At 46.2% G+C, this 16653-nt stretch carries 16 protein-coding genes; 8 read left to right on the top strand and 8 right to left on the bottom strand.

Annotated features, from left to right (window positions below):
- Window positions 1–144: 144 nt before the first annotated feature.
- On the bottom strand, window positions 145–1230 hold the full coding sequence (locus NHN17_RS16505; protein ID WP_255043721.1) for a hypothetical protein: 1086 nt from the start codon (window positions 1228–1230) through the stop codon (window positions 145–147).
- Between the two features lie 317 nt (window positions 1231–1547).
- Here NHN17_RS16505 and NHN17_RS16500 point away from each other — a divergent pair, with 317 nt between their 5' ends.
- A complete protein-coding gene (locus NHN17_RS16500; protein WP_255043720.1) occupies window positions 1548–1829 on the top strand; it encodes a hypothetical protein in 282 nt (93 codons plus the stop codon).
- Between the two features lie 139 nt (window positions 1830–1968).
- Here the strand turns inward: NHN17_RS16500 and NHN17_RS16495 are convergent, their stop codons facing one another.
- From NHN17_RS16495 to NHN17_RS16475, 5 genes are read right to left on the bottom strand one after another with little or no spacing between them, the layout of a single operon-like run.
- Window positions 1969–2898, bottom strand: coding sequence for a hydroxymethylglutaryl-CoA lyase (locus NHN17_RS16495; protein ID WP_255043719.1), 930 nt, complete (start codon window positions 2896–2898; stop codon window positions 1969–1971).
- Complete coding sequence (locus tag NHN17_RS16490) at window positions 2891–3733, bottom strand: enoyl-CoA hydratase-related protein (protein ID WP_255043718.1); 843 nt, start codon at window positions 3731–3733, stop codon at window positions 2891–2893. Before NHN17_RS16490 ends, NHN17_RS16495 begins: the two co-directional genes overlap by 8 nt.
- A 33-nt stretch (window positions 3734–3766) precedes the next feature.
- Window positions 3767–5371, bottom strand: a complete 1605-nt coding sequence (locus NHN17_RS16485) for a carboxyl transferase domain-containing protein (RefSeq protein WP_255043717.1) — start codon at window positions 5369–5371, stop codon at window positions 3767–3769.
- Between the two features lie 9 nt (window positions 5372–5380).
- Window positions 5381–6550, bottom strand: a complete 1170-nt coding sequence (locus NHN17_RS16480; RefSeq protein WP_255043716.1) for an isovaleryl-CoA dehydrogenase — start codon at window positions 6548–6550, stop codon at window positions 5381–5383.
- A gap of 38 nt (window positions 6551–6588) precedes the next feature.
- Window positions 6589–6981 (bottom strand): MerR family transcriptional regulator, encoded by a 393-nt coding sequence (locus tag NHN17_RS16475; protein ID WP_255043715.1) that lies wholly within the window; start codon window positions 6979–6981, stop codon window positions 6589–6591.
- A 167-nt stretch (window positions 6982–7148) separates the two neighbouring features.
- Between NHN17_RS16475 and NHN17_RS16470 the strand changes: the two genes are divergently transcribed.
- Genes NHN17_RS16470 through NHN17_RS16440 form a run of 7 tightly spaced genes read left to right on the top strand, consistent with a single transcriptional unit; the run spans window position 7149 to window position 14798 of the window.
- Window positions 7149–8351 (top strand): thiolase family protein, encoded by a 1203-nt coding sequence (locus NHN17_RS16470; protein ID WP_255043714.1) that lies wholly within the window; start codon window positions 7149–7151, stop codon window positions 8349–8351.
- Between the two features lie 13 nt (window positions 8352–8364).
- Window positions 8365–9873, top strand: a complete 1509-nt coding sequence (locus NHN17_RS16465; RefSeq protein ID WP_255043713.1) for a CoA-acylating methylmalonate-semialdehyde dehydrogenase — start codon at window positions 8365–8367, stop codon at window positions 9871–9873.
- A gap of 31 nt (window positions 9874–9904) precedes the next feature.
- Window positions 9905–11065 carry an acyl-CoA dehydrogenase family protein gene (locus NHN17_RS16460; RefSeq protein WP_255043712.1) on the top strand — a complete coding sequence of 387 codons (1161 nt, stop codon included), beginning with the start codon at window positions 9905–9907 and terminating at the stop codon, window positions 11063–11065.
- Window positions 11066–11090: 25 nt separating this feature from the next.
- Window positions 11091–11873 (top strand): enoyl-CoA hydratase, encoded by a 783-nt coding sequence (locus tag NHN17_RS16455; protein ID WP_255043711.1) that lies wholly within the window; start codon window positions 11091–11093, stop codon window positions 11871–11873.
- Window positions 11874–11916: 43 nt separating this feature from the next.
- Complete coding sequence (locus NHN17_RS16450) at window positions 11917–13095, top strand: enoyl-CoA hydratase/isomerase family protein (RefSeq protein ID WP_255043709.1); 1179 nt, start codon at window positions 11917–11919, stop codon at window positions 13093–13095.
- Window positions 13095–14000 carry a 3-hydroxyisobutyrate dehydrogenase gene (gene mmsB / locus NHN17_RS16445; RefSeq protein ID WP_255043707.1) on the top strand — a complete coding sequence of 302 codons (906 nt, stop codon included), beginning with the start codon at window positions 13095–13097 and terminating at the stop codon, window positions 13998–14000. Before NHN17_RS16450 ends, mmsB begins: the two co-directional genes overlap by 1 nt.
- 39 nt (window positions 14001–14039) lie before the next feature.
- Window positions 14040–14798, top strand: coding sequence for an SDR family oxidoreductase (locus NHN17_RS16440; protein ID WP_255043706.1), 759 nt, complete (start codon window positions 14040–14042; stop codon window positions 14796–14798).
- Window positions 14799–15045: 247 nt separating this feature from the next.
- On the opposite strand, the gene NHN17_RS16435 is transcribed toward NHN17_RS16440, so the two are convergent.
- Together NHN17_RS16435 and NHN17_RS16430 are read right to left on the bottom strand one after the other, a co-directional pair.
- Window positions 15046–15570: an NUDIX hydrolase gene (locus NHN17_RS16435; protein ID WP_255043724.1), complete on the bottom strand. Its 525-nt coding sequence runs from the start codon at window positions 15568–15570 to the stop codon at window positions 15046–15048.
- A gap of 24 nt (window positions 15571–15594) precedes the next feature.
- On the bottom strand, window positions 15595–16620 hold the full coding sequence (locus tag NHN17_RS16430) for an alpha/beta fold hydrolase (RefSeq protein WP_255043705.1): 1026 nt from the start codon (window positions 16618–16620) through the stop codon (window positions 15595–15597).
- Window positions 16621–16653: the final 33 nt, after the last annotated feature.

Here is a 16653-nt window from a genome sequence, read left to right as displayed (position 1 = left end):
ATTCAGGTATTCAAACAGCACCGATGCCTCAACGTTTACTTAAATTAGCTGAGGCTCGGTGGTAATCAGGTTTACTTTTGTAGCGTTGAATTTATTACTTATCTAAATTGATATGAATAATATGATTGGCGAGGGGAGATATATTTAATTTGTTGGGTAAGGTATTTTTCTGGCTAATCTATCTATCCCGCCTTCTGCCGTGAAAAATAATTCAAATTCGAGCATGATTCCCGGGTTAACTTTATATTGGTACTCATCCTGAAAGTCTAACTCGGGTGTGACTGTCATATAGAGCCAATCACTATAAAGGCGATGTTTCCATGCTACTGATACCCATGAGTTGGTAATGGAATAATTTGGCCGAGAATCAGCACTAATACCAATTGAATATTGCAGTAAGTCATCTTGACCTATTCTGTCAAATATTTCGGCCTGTTGTACAAACTCCCAATTATCATCATTGTCCAAATACTGTGCTGATGAGCTTAGTTTGAGAATAGTGCTGGGATCTTCAGGTGTAGAGAAGTAAAAATTCAAGGAGGTAAGGGCGCCAGGCCCTTTGGAATCGTAGTAAAAGACTTCTTGTTTAATCCTACTGGTCCACTTGTGGCTGAGTCTATCAATACGTCTGAGATCTGCACGAGCAAATGGATCAAGCGGAAGTTTTATCTTTAAACCAAGGTCAAGGTTTGTCCGCCAATTTCCCCATTGTTGACCTTGTAATTGCACACCACCGACAGCGCCAGATAAACTACTGTTTGAGCTATTTGATATACCACGTTGTTTATCTTCCAGTCTGTCAAAGTCATCCGGATCGGTGTCGAGGATAAGTTTCCAGTTTTTTTCAGTATGGGGTAAGTCGAGTTTCAATTTTACGCTGGCATCCAAATCCGCATAGTCACGGTGTGTATACCGACCTTTAAATTTTAAGCGTAAGTAGCTGCGATTAGTGATGGGTAGCTCTTCATCTTTTTTAGCCATGTAATGATCGATAGTGCTGCTGTAATCATGGATAGTATCAGAGATTTCATCTTGGGTTTCATCAATCCAATCTTGGAAACTATCTTCATCATTTATATCGGAATACAGCCTGTCATAATAGATATCATAGGGCTCTTCTCTTACTTCTGTTGCCATACCAGATGAAGAATGAATAAGTAGGAAGGTTAGGGCTAATCTAATTGATACCGCTTTGAGTATGAAATCAAAGCAAGTTAAATTACGCCACATTTTTGCTCTCCCATAACGACATGGACAATAGTAACCCATTGATATATTGACAAGTATAGACGAGTAACCAATGAATACATACAAAGTGGGTATATTTATGAAAATGAGATCTGATTCTAAAAAATTAAAACAAAAAATACCGAAATAATTTTATGTGCAATGTTCAATTTAAAACTTATGCAACTAAAACAGATGTTTACTACATGGAATAATTTGTTACACATGAAATTCCCGCTAATGAAAAATATTTTCCTCATCAACTACACTTATGATGTCTAGATTGATTAACACTCGTGGTTGAGTATTTGGAGAGACTAATGGATAGTGTTGACTTAGAAGGGATCAAAAGGGATGTTTCACACAAAGTAATCGATATTTTCGAATCATTTGAGGAGGAAAACAATTGTTTACCGACGTTGGAAGAATTTAGGCTGCTTTTCAATAATGAAGCAGATCAATTTATTGGACCTGCAGACACGCTTAACGTGAAGCCGGGTAGTGTCATGCACTCAAGGCTACAAGAGCGAGAGCAAAAAATGTGGCGTGCAGTAAACGAACTGGAGGCGGAGCAACGTTTCCTTCGTTCAGAAACTTACTAATTAATACTCAAGCCTTCGGGCATAATACAGCGGCGTAAGAAAAGACGTTACGAGTATCGGACGTAGTTCATGGTGAGTTAGTGGTAATTACTTTTTCTCGGGTAGTTACCACTTTTTTTTATATTTATGTAGGTTGGTATTACTGAAGGTATTTAGCTTTGAGCGCTAAAGATACATTCGAGCGTGGTGATATATTGAGTGCCTGGCAAATCATCCATCCCGCTTCAGCTAACGTGTTCAGGTTAATACCGGTCTCTATGCCCAATTGGTGACATAGATAGACAACATCTTCGGTGGCGACATTGCCACTCGCACCGGGTGCATATGGGCATCCTCCTAACCCTGCAACACTGGCATCAATCGTGTTAATTCCCATAGATAAAGCTTGGTAGATATTGGGTAAAGCCTGGCCCCATGTATTATGGAAATGCACGGCTATTTGATGGCTAGGGATGCGGCTAATAACAGTGTCTAACAGGTGTGCGACTTTCAACGGTGTGCCGGTACCTATGGTGTCTCCAAAAGAAACTTGATAACAGCCCATATCAATCAGCGTTTCAGCAACGTGCATCACTTGGTTTACGTCTGTGGCGCCGTCATAGGGGCAATCAATAACACAAGAGAGATAGCCTCTTACCGGTATATTGTGGAGAAGCGCTAAAGCCATCACAGGTTCAAAACGTTGAAGACTCTCGCTGATAGAACAATTGATATTGTGTTGGCTGAAACCTTCAGACGCTGAGCCAAATATAGCCACTTCATTGGCTTGTGCACTTAATGCCATTTCAAAACCTTGAATATTGGGGGTAAGTGCGGAATAGGTGATAGTTTGATTTCGTTCGATGGCACGCATCACATTTAAAGAATCGGCCATTTGTGGAACCCGCTTGGCTGAGACAAATGACCCCGCTTCAATATGACTAAGCCCGGATTGTGACAGTAAGTTGATGAAATCGACTTTGGTTTGCGTTGGTAGGGCCGTTTCGTTTTGCAAGCCGTCACGAGCACCTACTTCATATACAGTCACTGAGGTCGGAAAGTCACTGGAATTATCTGGTCGTCTAATCATGTTCTGTCATCCAGTTAGGTTTACGTTTTTCTAAAAATGCGTTCAAGCCTTCTTGTCCTTCAGGTGAAACACGCAATTTTGCAATGATCTGACTGGTTTTTTTTCTTAGTGATGAATCAATGGTCCCAGACTCACACATATGGCAAAGGACCTTAGCTTCTCGAACGGCATTAGGGCTGTTCTTTGCTAAATGACGAATAAAATGCTGAAGATGTTCATCGAAAGATTGAGTGGTTGGAACCATTGTATGGATGAGGTTGAGTTCTTTGGCGAGTTCGGCACTGATAAGTTCTGCTGTGAGCATATAACGCCTTGCCTGCCGTGGGCCCATAGCTCGGCAAACATACGGGCTAATGGTTGCAGGTGCTAGCCCAAGTTTGACTTCACTTAGACAAAATTGGCAGTCTTGAGAGGCTATAGCGATATCGCAACAGCAAATCAAGCCAAGCGCGCCGCCGAAAGCTGCTCCCTGAACCACGGCTATGGTAGGGACTGGGAAGGTGTCTAGCTGGTGGAGTAACTCGGCAAGTTTTTCGGCATCCTTTATGTTTTCTTCCATGCTGTAGTCAGCGAGAGATTGCATCCAATTGAGATCAGCCCCAGCACTAAAATGACTGCCATTTGCTCTTAGGACCATAACTCTTATTTTTGAATCGGCCCGGGAAAGCTGCAGTATATTGAGCAGAATCGCAATGCAGCGACTGTCGAAGGCATTTTTTTTATCTGGCCGGTTGAGTGTAATCGTTGCAATGCCTCTACTATCGATATTGAATAGCACGTCTTTGCTTTCAATGTTTAGATTGCTGTTACCATGCTCCGTGGTGATCCGATTCATGTCGCTACCTCATTTGATTGCTCATGTCGTACCTCACATTCGAAATATACCAAACGTACTGGCAGTTTTCGGTGCCCTTTGGCAAGCATGCAGCGCTGTGCCGACAATATGTCTCGTGTCACGGGGATCGATGATGCCATCATCCCAAAGTCGTGCGCTGGCATAGTAGGGTGAGCCTTGCTCTTCGTACAAATCACGAATAGGTTGCTTGAAGGCATCTTCCTCTTCGGCTGACCACTGTTCACCCTGTTGTTTTTTGTTCTCACGATTTACTTGGGCTAATACACCGGCGGCTTGCTCACCACCCATTACCGAGATGCGCGCGTTGGGCCACATCCACATCATTGTTGGGCTGTATGCGCGGCCACACATTCCGTAATTTCCCGCTCCGTAAGAGCCGCCAATAATGACGGTAAATTTAGGTACATCAGCACAAGCAACGGCCATCACCATTTTGGCGCCATGTTTGGCAATCCCTTCCGACTCGCATTTTTTTCCGACCATAAAGCCGGTAATGTTTTGCAGGAACAAAAGAGGAATGTTTCTTTTGCAGCATAATTCAATGAAGTGCGCCCCTTTTTGGGCTGACTCGGAAAATAAAATGCCGTTGTTGGCAACGATACCTACCTGTTGACCGTAGATTTTTGCAAAGCCACATACCAGTGTAGACCCATAAAGCGCTTTAAATTCATCAAACTCAGAATTGTCTACAACCCGGGCAATGACTTCTCGAATGTTGAACGGTGTGCGTAAATCGGTGCCGACAATGCCAAATAACTCCTCTGCAGGGTAATGAGGAGCCGGCGAGTTATGGTTTAAGGGTGCAAATGGTAGAAGGGCACAACTTTCTACGGCTTGTCTTGCTAATTCAATGGCATGTTGTTCATCATTGGCAAAATAGTCAGCCACACCTGATGTTTTGCAATGAACATAAGCTCCACCTAGTTCTTCCGCTGTGACTACTTCACCTGTGGCTGCTTTAACAAGAGGGGGGCCAGCTAAGAAAATGGTTCCTTGTTCTTTGATGATAATAGAGACATCAGCCATGGCCGGAACATAGGCACCACCGGCCGTGCAGGAGCCCATCACCACCGCAATTTGCGGGATCCCTTTGGCTGACATTCTGGCTTGGTTATAAAAAATACGGCCGAAATGATCCCGGTCTGGAAACACATCGGCTTGATGGGGAAGGTTGGCTCCACCTGAGTCGACAAGATAAATGCAGGGTAGGTGGCAACGCTCGGCGATCTCTTGTGCCCGAAGGTGCTTCTTTACAGTTAGTGGGTAGTAGGTGCCGCCTTTAACGGATGGGTCGTTGGCAACGATCATGCATTCAATCCCTTCTACCCGCCCGATACCTGCCACAACCCCCGCGCAGGGGATAGATTCAGTGTAAACATCCCAAGCCGCAAATTGGCCTATTTCAAGAAATTCACTGTCATGATCGAGTAGGGCTTGGATTCTGGTTCTTACCGGTTGTTTGCCTTTCTCTTGTTGCTTTTTATGTGATTTGGCTCCGCCACCGAGCTTGATGGTTTCAACATATGTCTGCAGCTGGTCGACAATAGCGGCCATATTTTGGTAGTTCTTAGCGTAAAAATTATCGTCTCGATTGACTGAAGACTTGAGTATCGCCATCGTCTGTCCCTATTTGGATTCTTCAAAAAGCTCACGGCCGATCAACATTCTGCGTATTTCTGATGTTCCTGCGCCGATTTCGTAGAGCTTGGCATCACGCAATAAACGTCCGGCAGGAAATTCGTTGATATAACCATTTCCGCCCAATAGCTGAATAGCATCTAACGCGACTTGGGTGGCTATTTCTGCTGAATATAAAATGACACCAGCTGCATCTTTGCGGGTGGCTTCACCCCGATCACAGGCCTTGGCAACGGTATAGACATAGGCACGTGCAGCATTGGTGCGGGTATACATGTCAGCGACTTTGGCTTGGACGAGTTGGAACTCACCAATAGATCGGCCGAACTGCTTTCGGTCATGAACATAAGGCACAACGAGGTCTATACTGGCTCTCATGATCCCCAATGGCCCGGCAGCTAAAACAACCCGTTCATAGTCCAGGCCACTCATGAGAACTTGCACGCCTTGGTTTAGCTCTCCCAGCAAGTTAGCGGTCGGTACAACGCAATCAGCAAATACAAGTTCACAGGTATTGGAGCCGCGCATGCCGAGTTTATCGAGTTTCTGAGCATGGCTAAAACCGGGGAATTGCTTTTCAACAATAAATGCGGAAATGCCATGTGAACCTTTGTCGGGGGCCGTTTTAGCATACACAATCACTGTGTCGGCATCAGGACCATTGGTGATCCACATCTTGCTGCCGTTAAGCAGATAATGATCGCCTTGTTTCTTCGCTTTGAGTTGCATGCTGACAACATCCGATCCCGCATTCGGTTCACTCATAGCCAGTGCACCGACATGCTCACCACTAACCAGCTTGGGCAGATATTTGGCTTTTTGCTCCTCCGTACCATGGCGATAGATTTGGTTGACACAGAGGTTGGAGTGAGCGCCATAGCTTAGGCCGACAGAAGCGGATGCACGGCTGATTTCTTCCATGGCGACAACATGGGCGAGGTAGCCCATATCAGCACCGCCATATTCTTCGCTGACGGTGACTCCCAACAGGCCCATTTCCCCCATCAATGGCCATAAGTGATTGGGAAACTGATTATTTCTATCTATATCTGCAGCGAGAGGCAGGATAGCTTGCTCAGCAAAACCATTGACTTGCTCACGAAGCATATCAATGGTCTCTCCTAGGCCATAATTTAAAGGGGTGAAGCTGTCTTTCATAAGCGCTCCATGGGTCCATTAGACAAAGTGAAGTGAGGTTAGGGCTCTGGTTGATTATCTGAAGCCTGAATATTCAAAGCCTGTTGGCATTTATTTTTGGCGATTTGCAGTTCGGTCATAACGACATTGATGTCTTCAAGCTGACGCTCGAGTGCGGCTTGTTTAGTATCAATGATGATCAGCATTTTATTGAGCTGCGATGAGCTTTGATTCGTGTCGTACAGATCGAAAAGTTCACGGATTTCGGCCAATGAAAACCCGAGCCTTTTGCCGCGTAAGATTAGCTTGAGCCTGATTTTATCTCGGCGATAGTAAACACGGGTGCTGCCTTGTCTTTTGGGCTGCAGTAACCCTACATCCTCATAGAACCGAATGCTTCGGGTGGTGATGTCAAACTCTTTGGCCATTTCACTTATTTTGAACGTTTCCACCTTGCTTTGCCCCCCAACGTGACCGTACAACAATGGTTAGGTCATGGCTTTAATGCTGCAATGTGTACCGGGTTTGTTTCTTAACGTTTACGTAAATGTTAGTGCTATGCTTACGTAAACGTCAAGAAATCGCCTGCAGAGATAAAGCACACCAAGAGGGCTTTGTTATGAGTAAGGAAGTGTGGGTCATCGCGGCAAATCGAACACCTATCGGTAGTTTTCAAGGGGAGCTATCGTCACTGAGTGCTTCCGAATTGGGTAGTGTCGCCATTAAAGGCGCATTACAGCATTCCGGTCTTTCGGCAGAAATAATTGATGAAGTATTGATGGGGCATGTGCTGCTGGCTGGCTGTGGTCAAGCCCCTGCCAGGCAGGCTGCGTTAAAAGCCGGTATACCAGAAAACATTGGTTGTACCACCATTAATAAAGTCTGTGGTTCTGGCATGAAGAGTGTAATGCTGGGCCATGATGCTATTTTAGCTGGCACCGATCAGACGGTGGTGGCTGGCGGGATGGAGAGCATGAGTAATGCGCCATACCTGCAAAGTAAAATACGTTCGGGCCTTCGTTTAGGTCATAGTACCTTGCACGATCATATGTTCCTTGATGGCCTACAGGATGCTTATGAAGGGGACTTAATGGGTGTCTATGCCCAGAAAGTTGCCGACGAACGCCATTATACGCGTCAAAGCATGGATAAGTGGGCAGTTAAGTCAGTAGAGCGCGCGCTGATTGCTCAAGAACAAGGTTGGTTTGATAGTGAAATTATACCGGTTAAAGTGGCAAACCCTAAGGGTGACGTTGTTGTTAGCCGAGATGAACACCCGAACGAAATCAACCTAACGAAACTACCGGTACTCCGCTCTGCATTTGTCGAGGGAGGCACTGTTACCGCGGGGAATTCCAGCTCAATATCAGATGGGGCTGCGGCTCTCGTTTTAATGGAAGGCAGTCTTGCTAGACAGCAAGGTCACAAGCCATTAGCGATTATATCGGCTCATTCCTGCCATGCCCGTCAACCGGCAGAATTTACGGTTGCTCCTGTTTACGCTATTCGCCAGTTGCTAGACAAACTTGCGTGGTCGCCAGAGCAAGTAGATAGCTGGGAAATTAACGAGGCTTTTGCCGTTGTAACGCAAATAGCGACGAAAGAATTAGGAATCGATCCCGAACGTGTTAATCCTGATGGTGGAGCATGCGCACTGGGGCACCCTATAGGTGCTAGCGGGGCAAGAATTATCGTGACATTAATACATCGTCTTAACCGGTTACACCAAAGTATCGGCCGCCCTGTTCGCGGTATTGCCGCCTGCTGTATTGGTGGGGGGGAAGCCACAGCCATAGCAATTGAAGTGGGTACCACTGAATAAGCGAGGATCGGATATGAACGATACAAGTCCTATTTTTTCTGTGCCGCTATTCATTGATGGAGAATTTAAAGATTCGGCTGCTAAGCAATGGATTGAGGTGACAAACCCTGCAACGAATGCGGTGATTGCCAGTGTCCCCTGTGCGATCTTACCAGAATTGGAAGCGGCCATTGCTAGTGCCGCAGCAACTTTCGATCATTGGCGGGAAGTCCCGGTTCCAGAGCGTGCACGTTTAATGCTTTCGTATCAGCAAATATTGAAAGATCACCATGATGAGTTGGCCGAATTACTTTCGAGTGAAACAGGAAAGAACTTTGCTGATGCTAAAGGCGATGTCTGGCGTGGCATTGAGGTCGTTGAGCAAGCCGCCAATATTGCGAGCTTGATGATGGGGGAAACGGTAGAAAATGTCGCCACTGACATAGACAGTTATTCTCTGATTCAGCCGCTTGGTGTGTGTTGCGGTATTACCCCCTTTAACTTTCCGGCGATGATCCCTTTATGGATGTTTCCAATGGCGATCGCTGCCGGCAATACTTTTGTTCTTAAACCTTCCGAACAAGTACCACTGACCGCAATGCGTTTGGCTGAATTGTTTGAACAAGCTGGAGCGCCGAAAGGGGTACTACAGATAGTTCATGGCGGTAAAGAACAGGTGGATTATCTGTTGGCCCACCCGGAGATCCGCACCATTTCTTTTGTTGGCTCAGTGCCAGTGGCGAAGCATATTTACCAAACAGGGACCCACAATTTAAAACGTGTTCAAGCGTTTGCAGGGGCTAAGAACCATATGGTTGTCATGCCTGATGCCAATATGGGGCAAGTTGTGAATCACCTTGTGGGCTCATCGGTTGGTGCAGCAGGCCAGCGATGTATGGCGATATCAGTGGCGGTGTTGGTGGGCAATGCAAGCAAGATTATTCCAGAGCTCAGAACGGCGATGGAAAAAGTGAAACCGGGGCCGTCAGATGACAGTAACGCCGCTTATGGTCCACTGATAAGCCCTGCCGCTAAACAGCGGGTGTTGCAATTGATTGAGCAAGGCAAACAGCAAGGCGCAATCTGTGAGGTCGATGGCTCAAATTGCACCGTTGAGGGATATCCGGACGGCAATTGGTTGGGGCCTACCTTGTTTAGTGGTGCAACCACTGATATGGCGATTTATCAGCAGGAGATCTTTGGCCCGGTATTGGTATGCATTGCCGTTGATACGCTTGATGAGGCGATCGCTCTTATCAATAACAACCCATATGGCAATGGTACATCTATCTTCACAGCGTGCGGAGCGGCAGCAAGGAAATTCCAACATCGTATTCAAGTTGGGCAAGTTGGGGTCAATGTGCCGATACCCGTCCCGCTACCTTTTTTCTCTTTTACCGGATGGCGTGGCAGTTTTTACGGCGATTTACATGCATATGGTAAGCAAGCGGTAAGGTTTTATACCGAAACCAAAACCGTAACGGCTCGTTGGTTTGATGAAGATATTCCCGATGGGCCGAATATGACCATATATCTGCGCTAAATGTTCGATAGACCTTTAATAAGGAGCTGGTATGGATTTCTTTTTGACAGAAGACCAACGCGCCTTTGCGGATGCCGCGACTCAGTTTGCGAAAGACAAGCTTGCCCCTAATGCTGCCGATTGGGATGAAAAGCAATTATTTCCTAAAGATGTATTGAAAGAAGCGGGTGAAATGGGCTTTTTGAGCCTGTATGTCCCGGAGCAGCAAGGAGGCTTGGGGCTACCTAGGCTTGATGCCTCTATTATTTTTGAACAATTGGCAATGGGTTGCACGTCAACAACCGCGTATATGACTATTCACAATATGGTTGCCTGGATGATAGCAAGCTTTGCTACTGATGACACCAAGGCGCTATTTTGCTCTCAGTTGAACAGTGGCGAGAGCCTTGGTTCTTATTGTTTAACGGAAGCTAATGCCGGTTCTGATGCTGCATCGTTGACAACGACCGCTATAAAACAAGGCGATGAATACATTATCAGCGGGGCGAAGGCTTTTATTTCAGGTGCCGGTGATACAGATGTTTTGGTCGTGATGGCAAGAACTGAACCAAGCCTCAAGGGGGCTTCGGGGATATCAGCCTTTGTGGTGCCAGCGGCTGCAAACGGGATCAGTTATGGCCGAAAAGAGCCTAAAATGGGGTGGAATAGTCAGCCGACCAGAGCAGTTACATTCGATGATGTACGTATACCTTCAAGTTACTTACTGGGAAACGAAGGGGACGGATTTAAGTTTGCCATGAAGGGGTTAGATGGCGGTCGGATAAATATTGCCACATGCTCGTTAGGTACAGCGCAACAAGCGTTGGAAATGGCGAGGCAATATGTTGATGAACGTAAGCAATTTGGAAAAAAACTGGCGGATTTCCAATCCGTTCAATTTAAGCTTGCTGATATGACCACAGAATTGATCGCTGCAAGGCAATTGGTTCGCTATGCCGCTTTTCAATTGGATCAACAAGCGCCAGAAGCAACGGCGTATTGTGCAATGGCGAAGCGGTTTGCAACCGATATAGGCTTTAAAGTCTGTGATGAGGCACTGCAGTTATATGGTGGCTATGGTTACATCAAAGAGTATCCGTTAGAGCGTTATTTTCGCGATGTCAGAGTCCATCAAATTCTAGAGGGTACCAATGAAATCATGCGGTTGATCATTGCCAGGCGGGTTCTCAGTGAAGGCAGTCGTCTGCTGTAACCATTATTTACTAGAGGGGAACCTCATGTCACAAACCAATGCCATTGAAGTCACTTTGGATGGTCACACCGCAGTGTTGACCATGAATAACCCTCCGGCCAACACCTGGACAGAAAGCAGTTTAAAACTCCTGCGCAATATCGTACTCAAACTCAATGAAGATAAAAGTGTCTATGCACTGGTGATTACTGGGCAAGGAGATAAATTCTTCTCGGCTGGGGCCGATTTGAACTTGTTCGCCGATGGCGATAAAGCGGTTGCTCTTGGCATGGCACACGCATTTGGTGAAGCCTTTGAGACGCTCAGTCAGTTTCGAGGTGTATCGATTGCCGCCATCAATGGATACGCAATGGGCGGTGGTTTAGAAGTTGCGCTGGCGTGCGATATTCGTATCGCAGAAGCGCATGCTAGTTTGGCATTGCCCGAGGCAAAAGTTGGGTTGTTACCTTGTGCTGGCGGTACTCAGAACCTGACTTGGTTGGTTGGGGAAGGGTGGGCCAAACGGATTATACTATGCGGCGAAAGGGTGACGGCGTCACAAGCGTTAGATATTGGTCTTGTTGAGCACGTCGTCGCTTCAGGACAATCATTGGAAAATGCAAAACAGTTGGCAAGTGAGGTTGCTAATCAATCGCCTTCATCAGTCGCAGCGTGTAAAGCCTTGATACAAAACTGCCGTCATTCGCCTTTGAACCACGGTCTGATCAGGGAACGCGAGTTATTTATGAAGCTGTTTGATACCGAAGATCAAACCGAAGGGGTTAATGCTTTTTTAGAAAAGCGCCGCCCAGAATGGAAAAATCGCTAAGAAGTTTGGGGCTGATCGTAATCGCTAATTTAAGGGGGAAGAGATGTCAGGCTTGGTCAATATCAGTGAACTAGATTGTGGCGGTGGGTTGAAATTCGGGATTGCAGAATTAAACAATCCTGACTCTTTGAATGCTTTGACCTACGAAATGCTGGTGGTGCTTAATGAAGCGATGAAGCATTGGCAAGATGATCACCATATTGTCGGTGTGGTGATCCACGGTGTTGGGGAGAAAGCCTTCTGCGCCGGAGGAGATGTCAGGGCAATGTATCAGGTCATGCATGAGACAGTCTCCTCAGAGTCCTCTGATAGTACCTGCCAAGCGATGGGTTACTTAACCGATTATTTCACCATTGAGTATGAAACCGATTATCTCATTCATACATACTCCAAGCCTGTTATTGTGTGGGGGCAGGGAATTGTCATGGGCGGCGGCATTGGGCTGTATATTGGTGCAAGCCACCGTATAACAACGCCGACGACAAAGCTAGCAATGCCGGAAATCAGTATTGGTTTGTACCCTGATGTTGGTGGTACATGGTTTCTTAATCATTTGCCACAAGGTGTTGGCCTGTTTCTCGGGTTAACCGGAGCGACTGTCAATGCAACAGATGCCCTTGCGTTATCTATGACTGAGCATATTTTGCTGCCCCAGCAAAAAACATTGATGTTTGAGAAGTTTCAGCAAGTTAATTGGGATGATGTCGAACCCTACCAGGGCGTCACTGAGCTATTGGATAGCTTGGGCAATGATGCAAAATATACCCACCCACAAAATGTGCTGTTACCCCATCTGCAAGCCATTCAAACGGCTTGCCAATATGGCTCGTTGCAAGAGGTGTATGAGCAAATCCAAGCCATGGCCGAGCCTGTAGATGAAAGCGAAGGTCAATGGCTACGAAGGGCGAAGCAAACGTTAAGAGAAGGTAGCCCAATTACCGCCCATATCTGCTATCGCCAGTTAACTCAATTCCACTACGAATCGCTAGCCGATTGCTTTCGCTTAGAGCTTACCCTGTCTGTTCGCTGCGGTGAACTGGGGGAGTTCTATGAAGGTGTAAAAGCGCGGTTGATAGAGAAAACCAACAAGCCAAAGTGGCTATTTTCAGATATAGCCAGTGTGGATCAAACTGTGATCGACACGTTATTTACCCCGCTGTGGGCAGACAATGAACATCCCTTGCAAATGTTGGGGCTCACCGACTTACACGAAGGAGATTAGTGATGAACATTGCTTTTATCGGTCTCGGTAACATGGGTCACCCGATGGTAATTAACTTGCTTAAAGCCGGTTGCCATGTCTCTGTTTATGATATCAATACAGCGGCTGCACAAGCTTTAAAACCAGAGGGAGCAACGGTTGCGAGTTCAATGGATGAATGTGTAAAAGGTGCCGAAACAGTGATGACGATGTTGCCAGCGGGAGAGCATGTTAGGACCGTGTATCTTGGTGATCATCAGGGTGGTGTGGGGTTGCTTAAAATGATTGACGCTGGCACCTTCCTCATCGACTCGTCAACTATCGATCCTGCTTCAGCAAAGCTGGTCGCACAGGAAGCGCATTTGCAAGGCTTTGAATTTGTTGATGCCCCTGTGTCAGGTGGTGTAGCTGGTGCGCAAGCTGGCACGCTGACATTTATTGTGGGTGGTACCGAGGCGGGGTTTAAACAAGCGCAAGCGGTCTTGCAGCATGTGGGTAAGAATATTTTTCATGCCGGCAAAGCCGGTGATGGCCAAATGGCGAAGATCTGCAACAACCTCATGTTAGGAATTCTCATGTCCGGCACGTGTGAGGCGCTGAGCTTGGGCATGGACAATGGCTTGGATCCCAAAGTGCTGTCGGAAATCATGCTGCAAAGTTCAGGACGTAATTGGGCGCTGGAGCTCTATAACCCATGTCCAGGAATTATGGAAAAAGCACCCGCATCAAACCAGTATCAACCCGGCTTTATGGCCAAGTTAATGTTGAAAGATTTAGGGCTTGGGTTGGAAGCGGCAACGAATAGCCAGTCACCGATCCCTATGGGGACGCTTGCCCGTAACTTATATGCTTTCCATAACGTTGAAGGGAATGAACTTCGGGATTTCTCAAGCTTGTTTGAGTTTTACCGCAAGCAATCTAAATAACCAATATGGCCTGAGCGATATTATTGTTGGGGGATAAATATGGACTTGAAACAAAGCGTGATTGCGATTACAGGGGCAGGACAGGGGCTGGGGCAAATGATGGCGATCAGCCTGGCACAATCAGGTGCAGAACTGGCTTTGATCGATTTGAATGAAGAAGGATTGCATGAGACCAAAAAGCAGTGCCAAATGCTCAGTGCCAAGGCGTTAACTTATCTGGCAGATGTGACTCATGAGCAACAAGTTGTCGCGGTTTTTGAAAACATAATGGAAGACTTCGGTCAGCTAAACGGTTTGATCAACAATGCGGGTGTACTTAGGGACGGGCTACTGGTTAAAGCGAAAGGTGATGCAATAGAGAAAATGACGCTGGAGCAATTTTCGACAGTGATGGATGTGAACGTTACAGGTACATTTCTGTGCGGTAGAGAAGCTGCTGCCAATATGGTTTCAGCTGGAAATCATGGAGCGATTATCAATATTTCAAGTGTGGCCCGGGCGGGAAACATCGGTCAAACTAATTACGCTGCGTCTAAAGCTGCTGTCGCAACGATGGCGGTATGTTGGGCCAAAGAGCTTGCCCGTTATGGGATCAGGGCCGCTGCGATTGCCCCTGGTGTGGTAGAAACGGCAATGGCGAAGCAGCTCAAGCCTGAAGCGATAGAAAGGCTGAAGTCAATGATCCCAGTAGGCCGAATGGGCGACGCTAGTGAGATTGCCCATGCGGTAAGGTATATTTTCGAGAATGATTACTTTACCGGGCGTGTACTTGAAGTTGATGGTGGTATGCGTATGTAGCACATACCATTAGTAATAGACACTATTGGTACGTACCCAGAGACTTAATTGCCGTAAAAGAACACAAATAAAGCCATGCCACCACCAGCAACAAACATGAGCATTGCAACGATAGAAGCGAATTTATTAAGAAAAGAAAAAAGTTTATCCATGGCTGATAACGTCACTTATATGGGCTTGGCAGCAAGATGCCACAGTTAGCAGTAAAATGCGATAGGCCGCTTGGCTTCTTAATGTTTCATTACAATTAGTTTAGCTGTAGCAACCCTTTAGCTTGCAGTTTAAGAAATGCGGCTAGCGTTTTGGCATCTTTGATCTTGTTCTGCGCCACCTTGCTAAGAAAGTCTGATGGTGTGAGTGTCACGACTTCAATGACTTCATCTTCATCACATTGGGCTTGGTGAGGTTTAAGATGTGTGGCGAAGAACAGGTACTGTACCTCGTCACAGAACCCGGGAACTGGAAATAGTTCTCCCAAATGATGCCAATGCCGAGCGCTCAACTGGGTTTCTTCTGCTAACTCACGTTGGGCGCAGCCAAGAATATCTTCGTTGCTTTCTAGGGTTCCTGCCGGAAACTCTAATATCCAATCCTTTATGGCTGGCCGGTATTGGTTAATCATCACCAGGTTACCCGCCTCGTCGATAGGAACGATAATCACTGCTCCAGGGTGCTTAACGGTTGTAAATTCAATCTCCCTTCCATCGGGCAGGGTGTGCTGAGACTGTTCAACAGAGAAACATTTCCATTGACAAAGGGTTTTTGTTGTCATCATTTTCCATCCAATATTGTTAACCTAACTAATGAATATTTTCAATAACTTAGTTACGGTGTCTGGCTGCTCATTTGTTACTCCATGTGCCGTCTCAGGTAACACTACGATGGCCGAGTTGAGGTATTGACTTAGCGCAATACCATTTTTCAATGGAAAAATTTTATCACTATCACCCCAAATAAGCATTGTTGGTGGGAAAACAGCTGTGTCTGCTTGTGAAATATGCTCCCTGTCAACTACAAGAGATTGTATTAATTGCTCTTTTTCTTTTTTGAAAGGTGAAAAATAGCCGCTGTATATCTGTTCTGCAACAAAATTGGGCATGCTTTTCGGTTCATAGAACACATTATCAAACAGCCGCTTTACTTCATCGCTATTCGTAGGCACGAACAGTTGCTCTGGCTTCTCGACACCTGCGCGAAGGCACAATTCAGCAAGATCGTCGTCGCTAAAGAGGGGCCCTGGGCTGGCAATGATTACGCCTTTTTTAATTCTGTCAGGCTTCATCATCATGTTGTAGGTAACGAAGCCGCCATAAGAGATACCAGCAACGTTGACCTCATCAATTCCAAGGGCATCAAGCAGTTGCCACATTGTCTCGGTTTGTGTTGTTAGATTCGGGGGGCCCATACTGTAAGACTCACCAAACCAAGCTAAATCGGGTGCGATAACTTGATAGTGTTTGCTGAGCTCAAGCATTTCGTCTTTCCAGGTTGCGACAGCAGTTCCACCAAAACCATGGATCAGCAATAAAGGTTCACCTGTACCGCCGACCCAGTATTTAAGCTGGCCACCTTCTTTTAGGGGGAGGAGGTGCTCCTGGTAACCCTGGGCAAACAGTTGGTCATGATCATGTTTTTCTTTCCATTGCACTATTTCACACCCATTTAGCACAAGGAGGGAGATGAATAAGGCAATAAATTTAGTTAGTTGGCGGCTTAATATAAAGCGCATGAGAATTTCTCCATTCCCAGAATTAAAAACACCAATATTATACACCGTTTTATTGTTGTTGGCAGTAATCAGATTATTGCTCGCATTTTGCATGTTTAATGTGATCGTTACTTTATTTTCCAGTAA

It is taken from the genome of Photobacterium pectinilyticum (genome assembly GCF_024357955.1).
Taxonomy (GTDB): domain Bacteria; phylum Pseudomonadota; class Gammaproteobacteria; order Enterobacterales; family Vibrionaceae; genus Photobacterium; species Photobacterium pectinilyticum.
The sequence above is the reverse complement of the archived record's forward strand: the minus strand, read 5'-3'. Positions and strand labels throughout refer to the sequence as shown.